Below are 18,825 nucleotides of genomic sequence, written 5' to 3'. Positions count from 1 at the left end.
TCTCCGCAAAGACGGTGAGAGTTGGACTCGCGGAGAGTCCCCCTCACCCGAATTCGATCTGCGATCGAATTCGACCTCTCCCCGCAAGCGGGGCGAGGTAAGAAAGCGCTACAGCGTCTTCAGATACTCGATCAGATCATAGCGCTCGGCATCGTCCTTGAAGATGCGGCCTATCACGCCGGGGCGTTTCGGCTCGCCGTCCTTGCGCTCGAAGGAATGGCCGAGCACGCTGTTGCCCTGGACCGGATCCTTCTCGGACCCCGCCGTGAACTGCGTTTCGCCCGTCTTGCATTTTTCGTCCGCGGTGACCGCAAAGCCCACGGTGTCGGGATCGTAGTCACGGCGGCCCATGCAGAATTTGCGCGGGCGCTCGCTCGCCGGCTTCAGCAGCCAATACAGCGAAGGCACCGAGCCGTTGTGCAGGTAAGGCGCGGTGGCCCAGATGCCGTTCAGCGGCCGCGCGCGATAGCGCGGATCGGGCGCCGGATTGAGGCAGTTCTTGCGCGCGAGATTCCACATCTTCGCCCGCTCGGCGTCCGGGACTTTCTCGTCATCCATCCATTTGCGGGCGACGAGATCGACCGCGGTCATGAGACCGAGCGCATAGACCATTTCGTTGGGCGAGGTGCTCGCGGTCGGGATCTCGCATTGCCACCATGTCTGGAGATCGGCCGTGTTCATCTTCAGGAAACCGGGCACATCGACGATCCTCTTGCCGAGAACGAGCGACTGTTCGGGGTCCGTCTTGATCTCGTCGAGGGGGATCGTCACGGCGTTCAGGACCTTGCTGTCGCCGTTCGGCTCCCAATGCTTCGATGACCAGAAGGCGGGGGTGTTGATATCAGGCAGGTGGCATCCCGAGCACATCTCGGCATAGATGGCACGGCCGCGCTCGACGCGATCGGGTTTCAGCCGCCATGCATCGCCGAGGATCTGCGAAGGCCATTTCGGCGCGAGCAGGCCGCCGAACTTCGGACCTGTGGAAGGATCGGCCGCCTTGAACGGATCGGGGCCTCTCAGCATGTCCTCGATCCAGCCGAGCGTCCTGATATTCACCGAGGAGCGCCACAGCCGGTCCTCCGGATAGGCGTCGGACAGGTTGAGCAGCGCGGTCACGCCGAGCGCTTCGCCGGCGTTGCGGATCAACGGCTGCTCGATCGAGGCGTCGTATTGGGCGAACTTGAACCAGGGCACGGTCCAGATCGGGGGGTAGCTGACCGGGGCGTCCTGGGCGTGCAGGTTCTTCTCGAATCCCTTGACCCCGCTCAGCGCGAGATCCTGCGAGAAGACCTGGTTGCCGATGCGGTTGAGCGCGTCGAGGCGGCCGAACCCTTCCTCCGTGTCCTGCTGCCGCTTGCCGTCCCAGGTCTTCTTGTCCTCGATCGTCGCCTCGTACTTCTTTTGCCAGTCGATCAGGAACGTGCCGATCGCACTGAGCTTCTGCTTGAGCGCGGTGCGGTCCGTCTTGCTGGCTTCGGGGCCGAGCACGCGATCGGCGAAGCGCTGGAAGCGGAACGGGACGTACAGCGTGTAGGCGATCGAGAGGCCGGTAGAGAGCTCCAGCTTCTTCAGGTCGGTCATCGCCGGACCGCCGTCGAAGCGGACGTCCACGCCCTGGTAATGGATCTGGCCGGTGTGGCAGGCCGCGCAGGTCAGCCCGATCTTGTCCTCCTCGCGGCGGCCGGTCGCGGGATCGACGACGCCGGTCATCCGCGCGAAGCCGACCGGCAGACCGTCGACGTTGTCCGCCGGCGTCCACCTCGTCGACCAGTCCGGCACCTGCGTCGTCTCGTAGACGTTGGCGTAACCGAAGCGGCGCAATGTCGTCGTGTCGGTCTGGATCGATTGCGGGCTCGGGATGAAGCCGAAGCCTTCGAGATAGGCGCTGTCCTTCATCATGCTCGGCTTCGAGAACAGACGAAGCCGCGGCTGCTCCAGCGCCATGAACCATTCGTAGGGCACCGGGAAGGTCGCGGTGCCCTGGCTGGCATGGTGGAACCAGTGCCGGTCTTTCAGCGACCAGTTCTGCTCGAGCCAGAAGGCGGCTTTCGTCTCCGGGACCGCAGGCAAGGGCGGCGGCAGAAGATTCACGAGGATCCCCTTCTGCGGCAGCATGGCGCGGACCTGGTTGGGGAATTCGGCGACGGCCACCAGCGCGGCGAGACCAAGGCCGATGACCAGCGCCGTGAGCGCGACCGCCCAGCGAAAGCGGAGCTGGCAGGCCGACAGCAGCGGCTGCGACAATATCTGCTGGTTGATACGGTCGGGAAATCGGCGCTCGTTGAACAGCGTGCGCACGTCGGCCACGCTGAGATAACGCCCCTCGTCTGTCTTGCCCTTGCCGATGATCTTCAAAAGGATGGGCCATTCGAACTTCATCAGCAGCGGGTAGTACCAGCGTGCGGCGCTGCCGGCGCGCTTGAGGTTGTCGCGCATGAAGGTCTTGATTTCCGCGGCGTTGAGGCCGGGCTCGCTGCTGCCGGTGTTCGGGTCGGTGTAGGTCCGGCCGAAGCTCGCGAACCGCGCGATCTCGTCCTCGTTGACCTTGCCGTCGACGCCGAGGATGCGCGAGCCGGCGCCGCGCTTGTCGAGCGGACCGCCGCGCAGCGCGTCGAGCTGCGCGCCCGACCAGATGCTCTTCAGAATGTGCTTGAAGCCGTTCGCGATGAGCGCAACGCCGCGGACCTGGATGCGGGCCGAGATCTTCTTCAGCCCCGTCTCGCCGGTCGCATTCGCGATGGTCTGCGAGAGCGTGTTGAGCGGGACGGTCCCGCCCTCGACGAAACCTTCACCGACAAGGCCGCGCAGGAACGGACAGGGATTGTCCGGCGAGACCGGGATCGAGGGGTCGAAGGGCGGCTTCGAAGCGGGGGAATGCATGGCCCAAAATCCTGAAAGCAGCGAATCGTGAAATGCAGAGGCGCCGATCAAGCGCGGAAAGTCCTAACAAACTGGCAGCAGGCTATACTACTTAGGCGTGCAGAGGAATGTGGCCGAATTCACTGTGGTGTCAAGAAAAGGCGGTGCGGATTTGCCAAGGCACCGATTAGGGATTGCAATGGGCTCGAGCCCGCCTGTCAGGACTCGGCGGCGCGTTTGATGTCGCTCTGCACCAGGGTCAGCTTGCCGAGCGGCACGCCGGCCTTCAGCAGCCCCTCGCGGTAATGGGCGAGGTCCTCAGGCCGCTTCCAGTGGAAGTTGCGCAAATGCCTGTCGACGTTCAGGGTGGGGTAGTTTCCCATCAGCACGCCGAGGGCCTCGCTCGCCTCGCCACTCCGTCCCATCTGGGCCAACGCCGCGGCGCGGATCGCCAGCGCCTGCATGTGGTTCGGGTTGATGTAGAGCTGCTCGCGGGCCCATGACAGGGTCGCGTCATATTGGCGCAACAGGTAGTGACTGAAGGCGTTCAGCGCCGCCCATTGATAGCGCGGGTCACTGTTGTCGCGCTGCGCGGCCATCGAGAACAGCTCGATCGCCTCGCGATGCTCGCCGATGACGAAATGGCAGATGCCGAGCACGCCGCGCGCGCCATTGTCGTAAGGATTGAGCGCGACCGCGCGCTTGGCGGCGTCCATCGCGGCCTCGTAATGCCCCTCCATCGCGTGGGCCCAGGACAGGATCGAGAACGCGAAGGAGGAGCGCGGGTCGAGCCGGACGCTGGTCTCAGCCAGGTTCATCGCCTCGGCCCACATCTCCCGCGTGCCCTTGACCCAGCCGAACTGGATGCTCTGGATCTGGATCGTGGCGAGATAGGCGTGCGCGATCGACAGTTTGGGATCGAGCCGGATGGCCTCCCGGAATAGCTCGACGGCGGTGGCCAGGTCTTCCTTGGTCTGCCGATAGTAGTGCGACAGGCCCTTGAGGAAGCGGTCCCAGGCGCTCACGTCGGTCGAGAGCCGTGCCGGCGCCGAGGCCTCGGCCCGGACGATCTCGGTGGCGATGGCGGCGGACAGGTTGGTGGTGATCTCGTCCTGCATCGCGAAGAAGTCGCCGATGTCGCGATCATAGCGGCCGGTCCAGAGCTGCTCGCCGGTCTCCGGCGCGATCAGCTCGGCGGTGACGCGGATCTTGGCGCCCGCGCGCCGCACCGAGCCCTGGATCAGATAGGTGGCGTCGATCTCGCGCGCGATCAGGCGCGTGCTGGTGTTCTTGCCCTTGAAGGCGAAGGTCGAGTTGCGGCTCAGCACGCGATAGAAGGATTGCAGCGACAGCGCGTGGATCAGATCCTCGGTGAGGCCGTCGGAGAAATATTCGTCCTGGGCGTCACTGAGATTGGCGAAGGGCAGCACCCCGACGATGGCGGTGCGGTACTGCTGCGACAGCGCCGACGCTTCTCTCAATTCGGGGGCCAGTGCCGGTGCCCCGTCGGGCATCCAGGTAAAGACTCCGATCGGATCCTTGATGTTCTTGAAGCGATGGTTGCCGGCATCGGTCAGTCGCGCGGTGAGATGCTTGCTCGCCTCGCGATAGGCCTTGGCCGAGATCGCGAAGCCGCCGGGGCTCGCCACCGATTCCAGGCGGACGGCAATGTTGACATCGTCACCGAACACCTCGTCCTCGTCGGCGATGACGTCGCCCATGTGGATGCCGAGCCGGAACTGCATGGCGCGATCGGCCGGCAGATGGTGGTTACGCTCGACCATCAGGGTCTGCATCGCGATCGCGGCCTCGGTGGCGCCGACAATCGAGGGGAACTCGAGCAGGAAGCCGTCGCCGGTGTTTTTGACGACGCGGCCGCCGTGATTGAGGATGATGGGGTGGATCGCGGCGCGATGGGCCTTGAAGGCGGCATGGGTGCCGGCTTCGTCGCTGCCCATCATGCGCGAATAGCCGGCGACATCGGCGCAGACGATGGCAGCCAGACGTCTTTCCATATTCTCGCAGCTCCAAGGGAGGGCAGACCGGCCACGCCGTGGCAGTCGCCTCGAATCCCGCATTTCAAGAACCCTGCCTTTATAGAGCAGATGCGGACGAGTGATAGTAGGCTTTGCGTTGCAAATTCGAGGTAAATCCTACGCAGTCCCGCCGGTGGACGGGGCGAGACGAACCGAATAAGCCCGTGTTCCGGACTGGCGGCGAGGGCACGTCACATATGCTGGGCATTCATGAGATATGGCTGTTCGTCCTGTCGGGCGTGCTGCTCAACATCACGCCGGGGCCGGATTCGGTCTACGTCATCGGCCGCAGCATGCAGATGGGCTGGCGGGGCGGTGCCGCTGCCGCATTCGGCATCAGTTGCGGTTGTTTTGTCCATGTCGCGGCTGCGGCGATCGGTCTTTCGGCCCTGCTGATGGCCTCGTCGACCGCGTTCTCGATCCTGAAGCTGGTTGGCGCGGCCTATCTCGTGGTGACCGGGCTGCAGATGTTGTGGTCGCGCCCGGTGCTGGCGGCGGCGATCGACGAGCCGGTGCGGAGCTCGCTGCGGCGGGTCTTCCTGCAGGGTGTCTTCACCAACGCGCTCAATCCCAAGGTCGCGCTGTTCTTCCTGGCCTTCCTGCCGCAATTCGTCGCAGCCGATGCGACCCACAAGCCGCTCGCGTTCCTGGCGCTCGGCCTGATCTTCATCTCTACGGGAACGCTGTGGTGCCTGGTGCTGGCAGCCTTCGCGGCGAAAGCCGCGCACCGGCTGCGCCGGTCCGAGGGCGCCATCGCCTGGGTCAATCGCGCGCTCGGCGGCCTCTTCATCTATCTCGGCATTCGCGTCGCGATGCTGGAGAGCCGGTAGGCTCATTCGAACGGATGAGGGAGCTTCGTGCGATCTGAGTTTACGCGAACTCCTTCGCCAGCGCGCTGCCGGTGAGATAAAGCCCGAGCAAGATCATCGCGATCAGGAACCAGCGGCGGAACGCTTCCGCCGGCATTCGCGCCCGCACCGACTGGCCGATGAACATGCCGGCAAAGGCCATGGCAAGGCCGACAGCGCCCGGCACGGCATTGGCGGGCGTCAGCAATCCACCGGCGGTGAGGTTGAAGGCGAGCGCCAGCGTCGCTGTCGTGAAGAACACGCCCAGCGCCTGCACCAGCTCGTCCTTTTCCATCCCGATCGCCTGCATGAACGGCATCGAGGGGATCACCTGCACGCCAGTCGAGGCCGAGATCACGCCGGTAACGACACCGACCAAGCCGCCGACCCATTTCTCGTTGTGCGGAGCGACGTGGAAATGGAATTTGTTCAGGCCGATCACCGCGTAGACGACGAGCAGCACGCCGAGCACGATGGTGCCATAGCGCGCATGCGGGCCGGTCAGCGCGCCGGCATTGAGCCAGCAGCCGATCACGGTGCCGATCATCAGCGGCCACAGCCGCCGCAGGATGTCGCGCAAATACGGGCCGACGAAGGTCTGCCAGATATTGGTGACGATGGCGGGCACGATCACGATGGCAATCGCGCGGCTCGGGGCCATGCTCACGGCGAGCAGGCCCATGGACACGGTCGGCAGGCCGAGACCGACCACGCCCTTGACGAATCCGGCGAGCAGGAAGACGGCGGCGATGAGGATGAGAAGCGGGTCGATCATTTGGGCACATTGACCGAAGCTGGGCGCGGGCACAATCTGGAGGTTACGGAGAGTGCCTTCGTCCCTGGCGAAGGCTAAGGAGAGACCGCCATGCGCTTCGACCTCGTCGACCTCCAGCTCTTCATCGCGGTTGCCGACCAGCGCAGCATCACCCGCGGCGCGGAGCGCTCGCACCTGGCGCTTGCCTCGGCCAGCGCGCGCATCAAGGGGCTCGAGGATGCGCTCGGCGTCGTGCTGCTCAAGCGCGGCCGCCGCGGCGTCGAATTGACCGCGGCCGGCGAGAGCCTGCTCGATCATGCCCGGCTCGTCATCCACCAGATCGACGCCATGCGTGGCGATCTCGCCGGTTTTGCCTCGGGCGTGCGCGCCAGCGTTCACTTCCTCGCCAACACGTCGGGCCTGTCGGAGCATCTGCCGAAGGCGCTGGCCGGCTTCCTGCGCCAGCATCGCGACGTCGCCATCGACATCGAGGAGCGCGAGAGCACCGACATCGCGGCGGCGATCACCGCGGGTGCCGCCGATCTCGGCTTTGCCGCCGAGCACGCGCTGCCCGAGCATATCGAGCGCTTCCCCTTCAGCGAGGACCGCCTGACGCTGGTGACGTCGAAACGCGGCCCGTTCGCCGGCCGCCGCCAGATCGATTTTCAGGAAGCGGGAGCGTGCGACTTCGTCGGCTTGACCAGCGCCACCGCGCTTCAGATGCACATCTCCAGGCACGCGGCCCGGCTCGGCATGCGCCCGCATTTCCGCGCGCGCTTGCGCGATTTCGACGCGATCTGCCAGATGGTCGCCGCCGACGTTGGCGTTGCCCTCATGCCCGAAGCCGCCGCCCGCCGCTGCGCCAAGACGATGCCGCTCGCCATGGTCCGCCTGCGCGATGCCTTCGCCAACCGCCGTCTCGTGATCTGCGCAAGGAGCTTCAAGGCGCTGCCGCGGCCGGCCAAGATGCTGGTGGAGCATTTAAGGGCTGAGGCGGTGTGAGCCTCTTAGCCTCCAGGGGAGGGTAAGAGAGAGCCTATTTCGCTGTCTCAACCCCGGCGTCCTTGATCACCTTCGCCCACTTCTTCGTCTCATCCGCGATGAAGGCGCGAAAATGCTCCGGCTCGTCGCCGACAAGCGTCGCGCCCTGGGCGGCGAGCTTCTCCTTCACCGCGGGATCCGCCATCGCCTTGGTCGCGAGGTCATGCAGCGCGGTGACGATCTCCTTCGGCGTGCCCTTCGGTGCGACCATGCCGTACCAATTCTCGACGCGCAGATCGGGAAAACCCGCTTCCGAGAGCGTCGGCACCTCGGGGGCGGTGGGGGCGCGCATCGCCGAGCCGATCGCGATCGGCTTCAACGCGCCGGCTTTCACCTGCGGCAACAGCACCGGGAGATCGAGGAAGGTCATCTGCACCTGCTGGCCCAACAGATCGTTCACGGCCGGCGCGGCGCCGCGATAGGGCACGTGCACGATGTCGATCCTGGCCGTCAGCTTGAACAATTCGCCGGCCAGATGCGGCAGGCTGCCGGGGCCGGATGAAGCGAAGTTGAGCTTTCCCGGCTGTGCCTTGGCGAGCGCGATCAATTCGCCGATGTCCTTTGCCGGCACGTTGGTGGCCACCACGAGCATTTCCGGCACGGTCGCAACCAGCGTCACCGGCGTGAGATCAGTCAACGTGTCATAGGCGACTTTCTCCATGCTCGGACTGATCGCGAGGGCGCCGGCCGAGGAGATCGCGATGGTGTAGCCGTCAGGCGGCGCCTTGGCGACGGCGTCGGTGCCGAGCACGCCGCCCTGGCCGCCGCGATTGTCGATCAGCACCGGCTGGCCCGAGAGCTCCGACATGCGTTGGCCGATCACACGCGCGATGATGTCGTTGGGGCCGCCGGCCGGGAACGGCACGATCAGCTTGATAGGCTTTGCGGGAAAAGTCTGCGCCGCTACCGCTGACGGAAGCAGCAGGAATAAACCAAGGAGAAGCCTGCGTGAGATGGTCATGCAAGCCTCCCGCTCGCGTTGCTTATTGATTGAGAAGCTTGAGCGCTTCTTCGTGAACCCTGGCGTCGCCGGCCGCGATGATGCGGCCGCCGCCCTGGGCCGGCTTGCCTTCCCAGGTGGTGACGACGCCGCCGGCGCCGGTCACGATCGGGATCAGGGCCGCGATGTCGTAAGGCTTCAACTCGGTCTCGACCACGAGATCGACATGGCCTGCCGCCAGCATGCAATAGGAGTAGCAGTCGCCGCCATAGCGCGACAGCCGGGCGCCCTTCTCGATCCGGCCGAAGATGGCGCGGTCGCGCTCGTTCATCAGCAGCGGAGAGGTGGTGTAGGTCGTCGCCTCCGACAGCGAGGCGCAGCGGCGAACCTGGAGGCGGCGCTCGCCGGAAGGGCCCTTGTAGTTGGCCGAGCCGTTGTCGCCGGAGAAGCGCTCGCCGATGAAGGGCTGGTGCATCATGCCGTAGACCGGCGCGCCCTTGTGCAGCAGTGCGATCAGCGTGCCCCAGATCGGAAAGCCGCCGATGAAGGACTTGGTGCCGTCGATGGGGTCGAGCACCCAGACATAGTCGGCGTCCTCGCGCTCATTGCCGAATTCCTCGCCGACAATGCCGTGCTGGGGGAAGCTCGCCTTGATCAGCCGGCGCATCACGGCCTCGGCGGCGCGGTCTGCTTCGGTGACCGGATCGAAATCCTTGGTCTTGCTCTTGTCGTCGATCGACAGCGAGGTGCGGAAGAACGGCAGGATGGTTTCGCCGGAGGCGGTGGCGAGCCGTTCGATGAAGGCGGAGAAGTCGATCACCGTCACAGGCCAAATCCTCAAAGCGAAAGTTGGACGAAGCTCGCTTCTGCCTAGCTCAATTCGCTTCTCGCGGGCAGCGCTGTCTTGATTTGCACCCTGGTATTTTGGATGCCGACCGGCGCTGCCTCATCGCAGTCATTGCTTGGCCAAATATCGATCATGGCGTTGAAAACTTAGTTCCGACCATGCCTCGTTCGTATGCAAACATCTATCAACCCATTGAATTTCCTTATCAAAGAAACTGAATCTGGGTTTCCGTAGAAGCAATTGAGCCATGTGCGTATTGCATGGGAAATGGCTCAAAAGGCCTTGCACTTTGTGCGGCGCGGTCGCATATTGTTGCGGTGCGGTAGCGCTTGGCGTTACCGCTGCCCTCCTTGGGCGTTTCCTCCCTAGACTTGGGCCGCTTGCGTCATTCGCGAGCGGCCCTTTTTTCTGTCCGGGCCGCTTTCATTTGAGGGCGCGCAAGCTTGCGAAGCGAAAACGCGCTCGCGCTTCAAGGCATCGTCATCCGAGAGAGAAGCTGCGCCTATTCCGCCGCGGCCTGGAACGGGCCGAGATCGCCGAACGGAATCGTGGTCGCCAGCACGTCGGCGAGAACGCCGAAGTCGGCCGCCACTTGCGCAAAGCGCGGGCTGCGCTCGCGTCGCCGCTCGTCCATGTAGATCGCCCGGTTGAGCTCGAGCTGCACCGCGTGCAGGCCGCTCGCGGGATTGCCGTAATGCTCGGTGATGAAGCCGCCGGCATAGGGCTTGTTGCGGCCGATCGAATAGCCGAGCCCGGTCATGGTCTCTTCCACCCGGTCCGGCAGCAGCGGCGTGCAGCTCGTGCCGTAGCGGTCGCCGATCACGACGTCGGGCCGGCGCGGCTCGTCCCTGCTCACGCCGACCGACGGCATCGAATGGCAGTCGACCAGCACCACGGTGCCGAACATCTGGTGCACCTTGTTGATCAGCCGGCGCAGCGCGCGATGGTAAGGCTTGTACAGCGTCTCGATCCGCCCCAGCGCATCGTCGACCAGGATGCGGTCGCGGTAGATTTCCTGGCCGTCGCCGACCACGCGCGGAATGGTGCCGAGGCCGCCGGCGACCCGCATCGAGCGGGTGTTGGCAAAGCTCGGCAGCCGTCCGCTGAACATGCGGGGATCGAGCTCATAAGGCTCGCGGTTGACGTCGACATAGGAGCGGGGAAAATTGACCCTGACGGTTGGAAAGCCGCGCTCGCTCAAATGGCCGATCAGCTCGTCCATGAAGGAATCTTCGGACCGCCGCAACGTCGGCAGGTCGATCCGCGAGGCCGCCAAAAATTCGTCCGGATAGGTCGAGCCGGAATGCGGCGAGTTGAAGATGACAGGCGCGCGCCATTGCGCGGGCTCCACGATCTCGAAGGCTGGCGACGTCTCGCCGTCAAACCGGGTCATCTTCTCAGGCTTCGTCCCTTCGCGCCGGGATCTGGCAGGGGCCAGACCGCATTGATTCGGCCGATGGATGCGGCTCTTATGTGTCGTCATTGTCCGGAATCGCAACCATTCTGCCAAGCGAAAAGATGCGACGGTGATTGGAACACGTCTTAACCGTGCGGGCAGGGAGGCGGGGACGGGCCCACGCGGCTCGATTGATTCGCGCCGTTTTCGGGTTCACAAGAGTGCGGCAGCGCGAGCTGCTGCCAGGGTAAAGATTTTCACCCCAAATTTACCCTCTGTCGGGCTTAGTGACCTCTGCTGATATCCTCTGGGGATGCGACGATTCCTGCCATGCCAAAGATCCTGCTCGCCGAAGACGACAACGACATGCGCCGTTTCCTGGTCAAGGCGCTGGAAAACGCCGGTTTTCAGGTCTCGTCCCACGACAACGGCATGGCCGCCTATCAAAGGCTGCGGGAAGAGCCGTTCGAGATGCTGCTCACCGACATCGTGATGCCGGAGATGGACGGCATCGAGCTCGCCCGCCGGGCCTCGGAACTCGATCCCGATATCAAGATCATGTTCATCACCGGCTTCGCCGCGGTCGCCCTGAACTCGGATTCGGACGCCCCCAAGAACGCCAAGGTGCTGTCCAAGCCCGTGCATCTGCGCGAATTGGTCAGCGAAGTGAACAAGATGCTGGCGGCCTGAATAGGCCCCGTTCCGTCCTTGCGCCGGCTCCCCTGAGCCGTTATAGGGACCCCACCCGACGTAAGTGGACTATTAGGGCGCGTAGCTCAGCGGGAGAGCACTACCTTGACATGGTAGGGGTCACAGGTTCGATCCCTGTCGCGCCCACCATCCTTCGCTCGCGAAGCGAGAGAAGGATGCCGCGCCGAAGCCCATCGGGCGAAGGCGGGCTGCCGCCGCGAGCTACGGCTCGGCAAGCCACTCATCCGACCTGAAGCATGTCCGGCGTAGCTCGCAGAGCGAAGACGGATTGAAGCGCCTTGCTCGGCATCTCCGAACCAATCCCGCCATCCCGGATTACGCTGACGCTCCATCCGGGCTACGATATGGTTCTGACGCGAGCCCGCCTATGAGCATATCCGTCATCGAACAGGCCAAGATCCAGGCCCAGATCCTGGTGCCGCTGGTCAAGGCGCTTCAGGCCGAGCTCGGCACGGCCCGCGCCAACGCACTGGTGCGCAAGGCGCTCGGGGATCTCTATCGCGGCTTCGGCGAGGAATTCTGGAAGGCCAAGAACCCGGGCAACCACGAAGCCGATCTCGGCGAGGCCGTGTCGTCCGCCTTCAGGACCTACGCCCGAGACGACGCGCTCGCTTATGACGTCATCGAGCAATCGCACGATGCCTTCGCCTTCGATGTCACGCGCTGCGCCTATGCCGAGTTCTACAAGGCCCTCGGCGCGCCCGAGCTCGGCTTCCTCTTGGTCTGCACCGCCGATTTTGCCACCGCGGAAGGTTTTGGTCCTGACATCAAGCTCACACGCACGCAGACGATCATGCAAGGTGCGCCGCATTGCGACTTCCGCTACCGACGCGATGCGGGCGAGGGGTGATTGCGCCCGCATGCTGCGATTGGTCTCGTGTCACGGTCCCGGAGTGACGAAGGCCGACCCGATCGTGCCATCGGCTTCCAGGGCGATGTGCCAATGCGAGGCGCCGCCTTCGTGCCAGACGGAATAGACGTCCTGTCCTTGCGCGCCAACGCCAAGAAACGTGATCGAGGTGATCGGTCCCATCTCGGCGAGACCGAGTTGCAGCGTCGGCAATTGCTGACGCGTGGCCTCTGCCAATCCCGCGCTCATGGCGGAATAATCGGGCCGGCCAGTCGCGAGGTCTTCGACGAGACGACGAAGCGCGGCCTCGGTTCCGGGACTGGCGGAGCGGCGGTTCATGCGGTCCTTGATGGCGCGCTCGAGCTCCTGCGCTTCCGCCGCATCGATCCGCGGCATGGTGTGATCATTGCCGTGCTGACGCAGCACCAATGCGGACGGCGTGTTGTCCGGTCCGGGAACGAAGCGGAGTTTGATGTCGACGTTCTCTCCGGTGAATTCCGTCTCGCTGATGGGGCGGTAGGACACCGAGCCTTGACCGCTGAGATGCGCCGATAGGCTGTTTCCATCGCGCCGCACGGTGAAGACGGCATTGTTGAACCGATACGTTCCGGCATAGCGGTCCAGGATGTCGGGCGGTATCTCGATTTCGGTCGCGGCCGCGCCGTTCGCTGCGTCGGGTGCAGGTTCTGCAACGCGCGCCCGGGCGTCCTGTCCGGCAGCCTTGATCCTCGCGGCCAGGACGTTCCAGTCTGGAAATCCCAGGATTTTCGCGATCAGCTCCAGGCTCTCACCGACGGTGAGGGAGACCGATCGGGCGTTCAAGGTTTCACGAAGCGTTTGCGCCATGGCTTTGGCGTCGCGGAAATCGCGCATCTGCTGATCCTTTGCAACGCGAACGGAGTTTGTCAGGGCTTGCGTTACTGACCCGTTCGCTCGAGCAAAGGAAGCGCGCGGCGGTCTGATACACTTCACCATACCCCGGAGGGCGCAAGCAGCAGGCGGTATCTACCTGCGCAAATTGTGCTGGAGGCTCCCGTGCTTGTCAACCGAAGCAGCGTCTCCCTGCAAACCGCGAGAGATGGATCAATCGTCACTTTCGAGTGAGGCACATCCGAGATTCTTCCGGGGAAACTCCACCATCCCGACAGAGCGCAACGCCATCTCCGGGCGCGCCTGTCCCTAGCCGTAGGGACAGACTTTCGCCGCGGCCAGGACGACATTGCGCCGGCGAAATATAATACACGGGAGGACATCATGATCCGGCGCTGCCTTGTCGCCTTGTGCGTTTGCACCGCAATGGTTCTCGCCATCTCCACCGCAAGGGCCGATATCAAGGTGGGAATCGTGGTCTCTGCTTCAGGGCCGGGGTCGGCGCTCGGGCAGCCGCAGATGCGGACGGTTGCGGCCCTCCCGAGGGAGATCGGCGGCGAAAAGATCGTCTATATCGCCCTCGACGATGAATCGGACTCGACCAAAGGCATTCAAAACGCGCGGCGGCTCGTCATTCAGGACGGTGTCGACGTCCTCATCGGCTCCTCGCTGACGCCGGTGACCATGCCGATGCTCGACGTCGCCTGGGAGGCCAAGACACCGATCATCTCGCTCGCCGCGGCGACGGCCATCGTCCAGCCGATGGACGAACGGCGCAAATGGGCCTTCAAGGTCGTTCCCAACGACGACCTGATGGCCCTCGCGATCCTCAAGCACATCGCCAAATCCGGCGCGAAGACTCTCGGCTACATCGGCGTCTCCGATGGCTATGGCGAGGGTTACTACAAGGAAGTAAGCAGGCTTGCTCCCACCCTCGGCCTGACCCTGACCACGCACGAAGTCTATGCGCGCGCCGACACCAGCGTGACCGGCCAGGCCCTCAAGGTGATGGCGACAAATCCGGACGCCGTCTTCATCGCCTCGGCGGGCACGCCGGCGGTGCTGCCGCAACAGGCGCTTCGCGAGCGCGGCTATTCCGGCAAGATCTACCAGACCCATGGCGTGGCGACGGAAGAATTCATCAAGCTCGGCGGCGCCAGCGTCGAAGGCGCCGTCTTCACCGGCGAGGCGTTCACGATCGCCGACGATCTTCCGGCGGACGATCCGTTCCGCAAGATCCGGGACCAGTTGCTGTCCGCCTACGAGAAGGCGAACGGGCAGAAGCCGAACATCTTCGCAGCGCATCTCTGGGATTCCATGGCGCTCCTCCAGACGGCGATACCAGCTGCATTGAAGACCGCGAAACCCGGCACGGCGGAGTTTCGCGCCGCCCTGCGTGACCAGCTCGAGCGCGTCAAGGAGGTGTATCTCAACAACGGCTTGTCCACGATGAGCGCAACCGATCACAACGGATACGACGAGCGCTCGGCGTTCCTGATCAAGGTGGAAGGAGGCCGCTTCAGGCTGATGAAGTAGCCGCCAACGCGCCGCTTACGCGGGGCTGTCCTTTGCCGCGCCCAGCAGCAAGCCCTTCAGCCCGGTCGGAAACAGGCTCGGCGCGCCGTCCGCGTCGAGATCGGCCAAGTCGAACCAGCGCGCGACGATCTGCTCGCCATTATCCTCCCGGAAGTCGATGCGGTCCTGACCGCGGAATGCGGCATCGGGAAACTCGACCTCGGAGATGAACATCACCTCGTGCCCCGTTGCGCCCTCGTGCACGAAGATGTTCTCCAGCATCAGCGGTTCGCCCTTCAGCGTGACGTCGATGCCGAGCTCCTCGTTGAATTCACGCACGAGCGCAGCCCGCCAGCTCTCGCCGAATTCGATCTCGCCGCCGAGCGGACGCACGCCCTTGATCCGGCCGGCATCGTCGCGAACCTCGGCCGCCAGCAGCCGTCCGTCCCGCCAGTGCAGGCCGATCGCGACGACGCGGATGTGGGCATGAGGGCGCCAATTGGTCATGGGCCATCGTTATCGCGCCCGCTACCGCCGCGCAATGCGTGGAAGCAAAGCCTCGTCGGGCCGGACCCGCCGCCCTCGTCATGCAAGAGCTTGGCAGCCTTGATCCATGATTTGTCGCCTGCCATTGTCCAGCCGTCCCCACGGCGACGAGGCCGATGCGTCGTTTCGCCGGATATGAAGAGAAGGCAGGCCAACGACATGAGCAGCGTGAACAAGCCCGGCGGCAACTACCTGCCGGTGATCATCCATGGTGGGATTGCCTATGTCAGTGGCCAGCTGCCGCGTCGCGGCGAGGACCTGCTGTACGCGGGCAAGGTCGGCGCGGGCGTCGATGTTGCGGCCGCGCAAGAGGCCGCCGCCCTCTGTGCCGATCTCTGCATCTCCGCCATCAATCACGCAACCGGCGGAGAGGACAGGATCGTCCAAATCCTGCAGGTCGTGGGATACGTCGCCTCGGCGCCTGGATTTACCCAGCAGTCACAAGTCATGAACGGGGCGTCCGACCGGCTGATCGAACGCCTCGGCGATCGCGGCCGTCACACGCGGACATCCGTCGGTGTCGCCGAATTGCCACGCGGGGCTCCGGTCGAGCTGAACATGATCGCCGCCGTTCGGACGTAGCAGGTCGTCCTATTTGACGAGATATTTGGCGACCGCCGCCTCGTCCCAGGCGATGCCGTTGCCGGGCTCCTCGCTCGGCAGCGCAAAGCCGTCCTTGATCTGGAGCCGCGTTGCCAGCACGGCATCGGCCCAGTCGACATATTCCAGCCAATGCGCGGTCGGCGTCACGCAAAGCAGGTGCGCACTGACTTCCGAGAACAGATGCGAGGACATCTCGATGCCGGCGGCATGGGCGAGCGCGGCGGCCCGCAGCCAGCCGGTGACGCCGCCGATGCGTTGAACGTCGGGCATGACATAGTCGCAGGCTTCCGCCGCGAGCGCGGTCTGCATCGAGAAGGCGCTGTCGAAGTTCTCGCCGATCTGCAGCGGCGTATGCAGCGCGTCGGCAATGCGGGCGCAGCCCTCATAGTCGTCGTGGCGGATCGGTTCTTCGATCCAGCTGAGGCCCTCGTCGTCGAGCATCTCGCCGCGGCGGATCGCTTCGGTCACCGTCAGCGCCTGATTGTAGTCGCACATCAACGTCACCCGATCGCCGACGGCCTTGCGCACGGCGCGAACGACGGCGAGATCCTCCCGCGCATCGGGGCGCCCGACGCGGATCTTGGCGGCGTGAAACCCCTCGGCCAGCAGCTTGTGCGCCTCGTCGACCGCAGCACCCGCCGGCATGATGCCGAGCCCCTTCGAATTGTACGCCCTGACCGGCTTCGGCGCGCCGCCGAGCAGGCGGGCCAGCGGCAGGCCCTTGGCTCGCGCCAGCGCATCCCATGCCGCCATGTCGATGCCGGATTGCGCCAGCCGCTGCAGGCCGGCGAGGCCGAGCAGGGTGAAGCGCTGGCTCAGCTTGCGCTCGATCTCGAACGGCACCAGCTCGTCGCCGGCGACGAGCTCTGACATTTCCGTGACCATCGACGTCAGGGGCTTCAAGGCCGACGGCGTGATCGAGAACAAATAGGCGTGTCCGACCGCGCCCTGGTCGGTTTCGCAGTCGATCAGCACCAGCGGTGCCCTGGCGACTGCCCCGGTCGAGGTCTGGAGCGGCAAATTCATCGGCACGATCACCGGCCGCGCGTTGAAGCGCTTGATGCGGATGGTCTCAGTCATGGATCTCTCTCCCGGCGCAGCGGATGCAGGTCGATGGCGATCTTAAGCATCCGTGATCAAACGAAAAGGCGCCTTCCGCGACCACCATAAAATGGGGTTGCGTCCGCCCGCAATTGTTGGCTCTGTGCCGCCGCATCCTTTGCCGCAGATCCCTGACAGTTTGCGACAAAATCGCACACAACGGAGCCATAGCGTGAAACAAGAGATCTCCGAAGAACAGCGCAAGAGCGGCATTCTCACGGGGGCCGTGATCGCCTTCCTCCTGCTCGCTCTGCCGCTCGCGGTGTGGCTGGACCTGGTCGAGCTCAGCAAGACCGCGCTGCGCCGCCAGGCGATCGATCTCAATTCGGTGATCACGAGCGTGCGCAGCTATTATGCCTCCAACGTGGTCGGGCGCGTTCTGGCGAACCCCGATGGCACCACGAAGGTCGTGCACAATTACGAGTCCGTTCCCGGCGCGATCCCGATTCCCGCGACCCTCTCGCTCGAACTCGGCCGGGTGATCGGCGCGCAGCAGGAGAACATCACCTACCGCTTCGTGTCGGACTTCCCGTTCCAGAACCGCGCGCCGCACCAGCTCGACAAGTTCGAGAAGGATGCGCTCGATGCGCTTCGCAAGGACCCCGAGCAGAAGATCGTCGACACCGAAACCTCGCTGTTCTCGGACAAGGTCCGCCTCGTTGCCCCCGTCACGATGGGCCCGGCCTGCGTGAGCTGCCACAACAGCCACCCCGAGAGCCCGAAGAAGGACTGGAAGGTGGGGGATGTCCGCGGCATCCAGGAGGTGATCATCGCGCAGCCGATCGCCGCCAACATCTTCTCGTTCAAGTTCCTGCTGGCCTATTTCCTGATCGCCGCCGGCAGCGGGCTGTCGTTCCTGTCGCTGCAACGCCGCCAGGCGCGCCGCATCAAGGGCATGAACAAGGAGCTCGAATCCGCCAACGACTTCCTGGCCTCGCTCTCGATGAAGATCTCGCGCTACATCCCGCCGCAGGTCTACAAGAGCATCTTCTCCGGCCAGAAGGACGTTACCATTCACACCGAGCGCAAGAAGCTCACCATCTTCTTCTCCGACATCCAGAATTTCACGGCCACCGCCGAGCGGCTGCAGCCGGAGCAGTTGACCCAGCTCCTCAACGAATATTTCACGGAGATGTCGGCGATCGCCCATGACTATGGCGGCACCATCGACAAGTTCATCGGCGACGCCATGCTGATCTTCTTCGGCGATCCCGAGACCAGGGGCGACCGCGCCGATGCGCAGGCCTGTCTGCAGATGGCCTGGCGCATGCAGCAGCGCCTTGCCGAGCTCAATGCGAAATGGCGCGCCTCGGGCATCGAGCAGCCGTTCCGCTCGCGCATGGGCATCAATTCCGGTTATTGCAATGTCGGCAATTTCGGCAGCTCCGACCGGATGGACTACACCATAATCGGCGCCGAGGCGAACCTCGCCGCGCGCCTGCAATCGATCGCCGAGGCCGGCGGGATCGTGCTGAGCTACGAGACCTTCGCCCTCGTCAGCGACATCGTCCGCGCCCACGCGCTGCCCGCGATCACCATGAAGGGCATCAGCCGCGAGGTGATTCCCTATTCAGTCGATGCGCTGAACGACGCGGCGGCGGAGCGGAGTGGGGTGATCACCGAGCGCGCGCCCGGACTCGAGCTCTATCTCGATCCCGCCGTGGTGAAGTCAGACGACGCCGCAAGGGTGCGCGCGCTGCTGGAAAGCGCGCTGGCCTCGCTGAAGCCCGCGTGACGGGGGCTGTCTTACCCTCCCCTGGAGGGGGAGGGTCGATCGCGCGCAGCGCGAGCGGGGTGGGGTGATCTCTCAACACGAAGACTGCCCGTGGGGAGAGATCACCCCACCCCGTCTCACATCTCGCTGCGCTCAATGTGAGCCGACCCTCCCCATCAAGGGGAGGGTAAGAG

General features: G+C 64.5%; 16 protein-coding genes and 1 tRNA gene. 8 read left to right on the top strand and 9 right to left on the bottom strand.

The window, feature by feature from the left end; translation table 11 throughout:
• Positions 1-108: 108 nt before the first annotated feature.
• Entirely contained in the window at positions 109-2,880 is a 2,772-nt protein-coding gene (locus SE92_RS19445) for a di-heme-cytochrome C peroxidase (protein WP_063197555.1), read from the bottom strand.
• Positions 2,881-3,077: 197 nt separating this feature from the next.
• The gene (locus SE92_RS19440; protein ID WP_063197553.1) at positions 3,078-4,874 is read right to left on the bottom strand and encodes an adenylate/guanylate cyclase domain-containing protein; all 1,797 of its coding nucleotides are present in this window, start codon (positions 4,872-4,874) and stop codon (positions 3,078-3,080) included.
• Between the two features lie 218 nt (positions 4,875-5,092).
• Between SE92_RS19440 and SE92_RS19435 the strand changes: the two genes are divergently transcribed.
• Entirely contained in the window at positions 5,093-5,725 is a 633-nt protein-coding gene (locus SE92_RS19435; RefSeq protein WP_063197551.1) for a LysE family translocator, read from the top strand.
• Positions 5,726-5,765: 40 nt separating this feature from the next.
• On the opposite strand, the gene SE92_RS19430 is transcribed toward SE92_RS19435, so the two are convergent.
• Positions 5,766-6,518, bottom strand: coding sequence for a sulfite exporter TauE/SafE family protein (locus SE92_RS19430; RefSeq protein WP_063197549.1), 753 nt, complete (start codon positions 6,516-6,518; stop codon positions 5,766-5,768).
• A gap of 90 nt (positions 6,519-6,608) precedes the next feature.
• On the opposite strand from SE92_RS19430, the gene SE92_RS19425 reads away from it, so the two are divergent.
• Complete coding sequence (locus SE92_RS19425) at positions 6,609-7,499, top strand: LysR substrate-binding domain-containing protein (protein ID WP_063197547.1); 891 nt, start codon at positions 6,609-6,611, stop codon at positions 7,497-7,499.
• 34 nt (positions 7,500-7,533) lie between these two features.
• Here the strand turns inward: SE92_RS19425 and SE92_RS19420 are convergent, their stop codons facing one another.
• From SE92_RS19420 to SE92_RS19410, 3 genes are all read right to left on the bottom strand, one after another.
• On the bottom strand, positions 7,534-8,499 hold the full coding sequence (locus tag SE92_RS19420) for a Bug family tripartite tricarboxylate transporter substrate binding protein (protein WP_063197545.1): 966 nt from the start codon (positions 8,497-8,499) through the stop codon (positions 7,534-7,536).
• A gap of 22 nt (positions 8,500-8,521) precedes the next feature.
• On the bottom strand, positions 8,522-9,304 hold the full coding sequence (hisN, locus tag SE92_RS19415; RefSeq protein ID WP_063197543.1) for a histidinol-phosphatase: 783 nt from the start codon (positions 9,302-9,304) through the stop codon (positions 8,522-8,524).
• A 523-nt stretch (positions 9,305-9,827) separates the two neighbouring features.
• The gene (locus SE92_RS19410) at positions 9,828-10,718 is read right to left on the bottom strand and encodes an N-formylglutamate amidohydrolase (protein WP_063197541.1); all 891 of its coding nucleotides are present in this window, start codon (positions 10,716-10,718) and stop codon (positions 9,828-9,830) included.
• Positions 10,719-11,051: 333 nt separating this feature from the next.
• On the opposite strand from SE92_RS19410, the gene cpdR reads away from it, so the two are divergent.
• The 3 genes from cpdR (at position 11,052) to SE92_RS19395 (ending at position 12,282) form a co-directional block, all read left to right on the top strand.
• Entirely contained in the window at positions 11,052-11,411 is a 360-nt protein-coding gene (gene cpdR / locus SE92_RS19405; protein WP_007597092.1) for a cell cycle two-component system response regulator CpdR, read from the top strand.
• Between the two features lie 75 nt (positions 11,412-11,486).
• A tRNA-Val gene (locus tag SE92_RS19400) sits at positions 11,487-11,561 on the top strand.
• Positions 11,562-11,799: 238 nt separating this feature from the next.
• Positions 11,800-12,282: an L-2-amino-thiazoline-4-carboxylic acid hydrolase gene (locus SE92_RS19395; RefSeq protein WP_063197539.1), complete on the top strand. Its 483-nt coding sequence runs from the start codon at positions 11,800-11,802 to the stop codon at positions 12,280-12,282.
• Between the two features lie 30 nt (positions 12,283-12,312).
• Here the strand turns inward: SE92_RS19395 and SE92_RS19390 are convergent, their stop codons facing one another.
• The gene (locus tag SE92_RS19390; protein ID WP_063197537.1) at positions 12,313-13,155 is read right to left on the bottom strand and encodes a glyoxalase superfamily protein; all 843 of its coding nucleotides are present in this window, start codon (positions 13,153-13,155) and stop codon (positions 12,313-12,315) included.
• Positions 13,156-13,578: 423 nt separating this feature from the next.
• Here SE92_RS19390 and SE92_RS19385 point away from each other — a divergent pair, with 423 nt between their 5' ends.
• On the top strand, positions 13,579-14,688 hold the full coding sequence (locus tag SE92_RS19385) for an ABC transporter substrate-binding protein (RefSeq protein ID WP_063197535.1): 1,110 nt from the start codon (positions 13,579-13,581) through the stop codon (positions 14,686-14,688).
• 15 nt (positions 14,689-14,703) lie between these two features.
• On the opposite strand, the gene SE92_RS19380 is transcribed toward SE92_RS19385, so the two are convergent.
• Positions 14,704-15,174 (bottom strand): NUDIX hydrolase, encoded by a 471-nt coding sequence (locus SE92_RS19380; RefSeq protein ID WP_063197534.1) that lies wholly within the window; start codon positions 15,172-15,174, stop codon positions 14,704-14,706.
• A 198-nt stretch (positions 15,175-15,372) separates the two neighbouring features.
• On the opposite strand from SE92_RS19380, the gene SE92_RS19375 reads away from it, so the two are divergent.
• Entirely contained in the window at positions 15,373-15,795 is a 423-nt protein-coding gene (locus tag SE92_RS19375) for a RidA family protein (RefSeq protein WP_063203637.1), read from the top strand.
• Positions 15,796-15,804: 9 nt separating this feature from the next.
• On the opposite strand, the gene SE92_RS19370 is transcribed toward SE92_RS19375, so the two are convergent.
• Entirely contained in the window at positions 15,805-16,896 is a 1,092-nt protein-coding gene (locus SE92_RS19370) for an enolase C-terminal domain-like protein (protein ID WP_063197532.1), read from the bottom strand.
• Positions 16,897-17,089: 193 nt separating this feature from the next.
• On the opposite strand from SE92_RS19370, the gene SE92_RS19365 reads away from it, so the two are divergent.
• Entirely contained in the window at positions 17,090-18,652 is a 1,563-nt protein-coding gene (locus SE92_RS19365) for an adenylate/guanylate cyclase domain-containing protein (RefSeq protein WP_063197530.1), read from the top strand.
• Positions 18,653-18,825 lie beyond the last annotated feature (173 nt).

The organism is Bradyrhizobium sp. AT1, from assembly GCF_001590795.1.
Classification (GTDB): domain Bacteria; phylum Pseudomonadota; class Alphaproteobacteria; order Rhizobiales; family Xanthobacteraceae; genus Bradyrhizobium.
This window is presented reverse-complemented; position numbering and strand designations above follow the sequence as displayed.

Bases quoted from the DNA above. Each gene is read 5' to 3' on its own strand.
- SE92_RS19445 (WP_063197555.1), bottom strand. From the start codon at position 2,880: ATGCATTCCCCCGCTTCGAAGCCGCCCTTCGACCCCTCGATCCCGGTC.
- SE92_RS19440 (WP_063197553.1), bottom strand. From the start codon at position 4,874: ATGGAAAGACGTCTGGCTGCCATCGTCTGCGCCGATGTCGCCGGCTAT.
- SE92_RS19435 (WP_063197551.1), top strand. From the start codon at position 5,093: ATGCTGGGCATTCATGAGATATGGCTGTTCGTCCTGTCGGGCGTGCTG.
- SE92_RS19430 (WP_063197549.1), bottom strand. From the start codon at position 6,518: ATGATCGACCCGCTTCTCATCCTCATCGCCGCCGTCTTCCTGCTCGCC.
- SE92_RS19425 (WP_063197547.1), top strand. From the start codon at position 6,609: ATGCGCTTCGACCTCGTCGACCTCCAGCTCTTCATCGCGGTTGCCGAC.
- SE92_RS19420 (WP_063197545.1), bottom strand. From the start codon at position 8,499: ATGACCATCTCACGCAGGCTTCTCCTTGGTTTATTCCTGCTGCTTCCG.
- SE92_RS19410 (WP_063197541.1), bottom strand. From the start codon at position 10,718: ATGACCCGGTTTGACGGCGAGACGTCGCCAGCCTTCGAGATCGTGGAG.
- cpdR (WP_007597092.1), top strand. From the start codon at position 11,052: ATGCCAAAGATCCTGCTCGCCGAAGACGACAACGACATGCGCCGTTTC.
- SE92_RS19395 (WP_063197539.1), top strand. From the start codon at position 11,800: ATGAGCATATCCGTCATCGAACAGGCCAAGATCCAGGCCCAGATCCTG.
- SE92_RS19390 (WP_063197537.1), bottom strand. From the start codon at position 13,155: ATGCGCGATTTCCGCGACGCCAAAGCCATGGCGCAAACGCTTCGTGAA.
- SE92_RS19385 (WP_063197535.1), top strand. From the start codon at position 13,579: ATGGTTCTCGCCATCTCCACCGCAAGGGCCGATATCAAGGTGGGAATC.
- SE92_RS19380 (WP_063197534.1), bottom strand. From the start codon at position 15,174: ATGACCAATTGGCGCCCTCATGCCCACATCCGCGTCGTCGCGATCGGC.
- SE92_RS19375 (WP_063203637.1), top strand. From the start codon at position 15,373: ATGAGCAGCGTGAACAAGCCCGGCGGCAACTACCTGCCGGTGATCATC.
- SE92_RS19370 (WP_063197532.1), bottom strand. From the start codon at position 16,896: ATGACTGAGACCATCCGCATCAAGCGCTTCAACGCGCGGCCGGTGATC.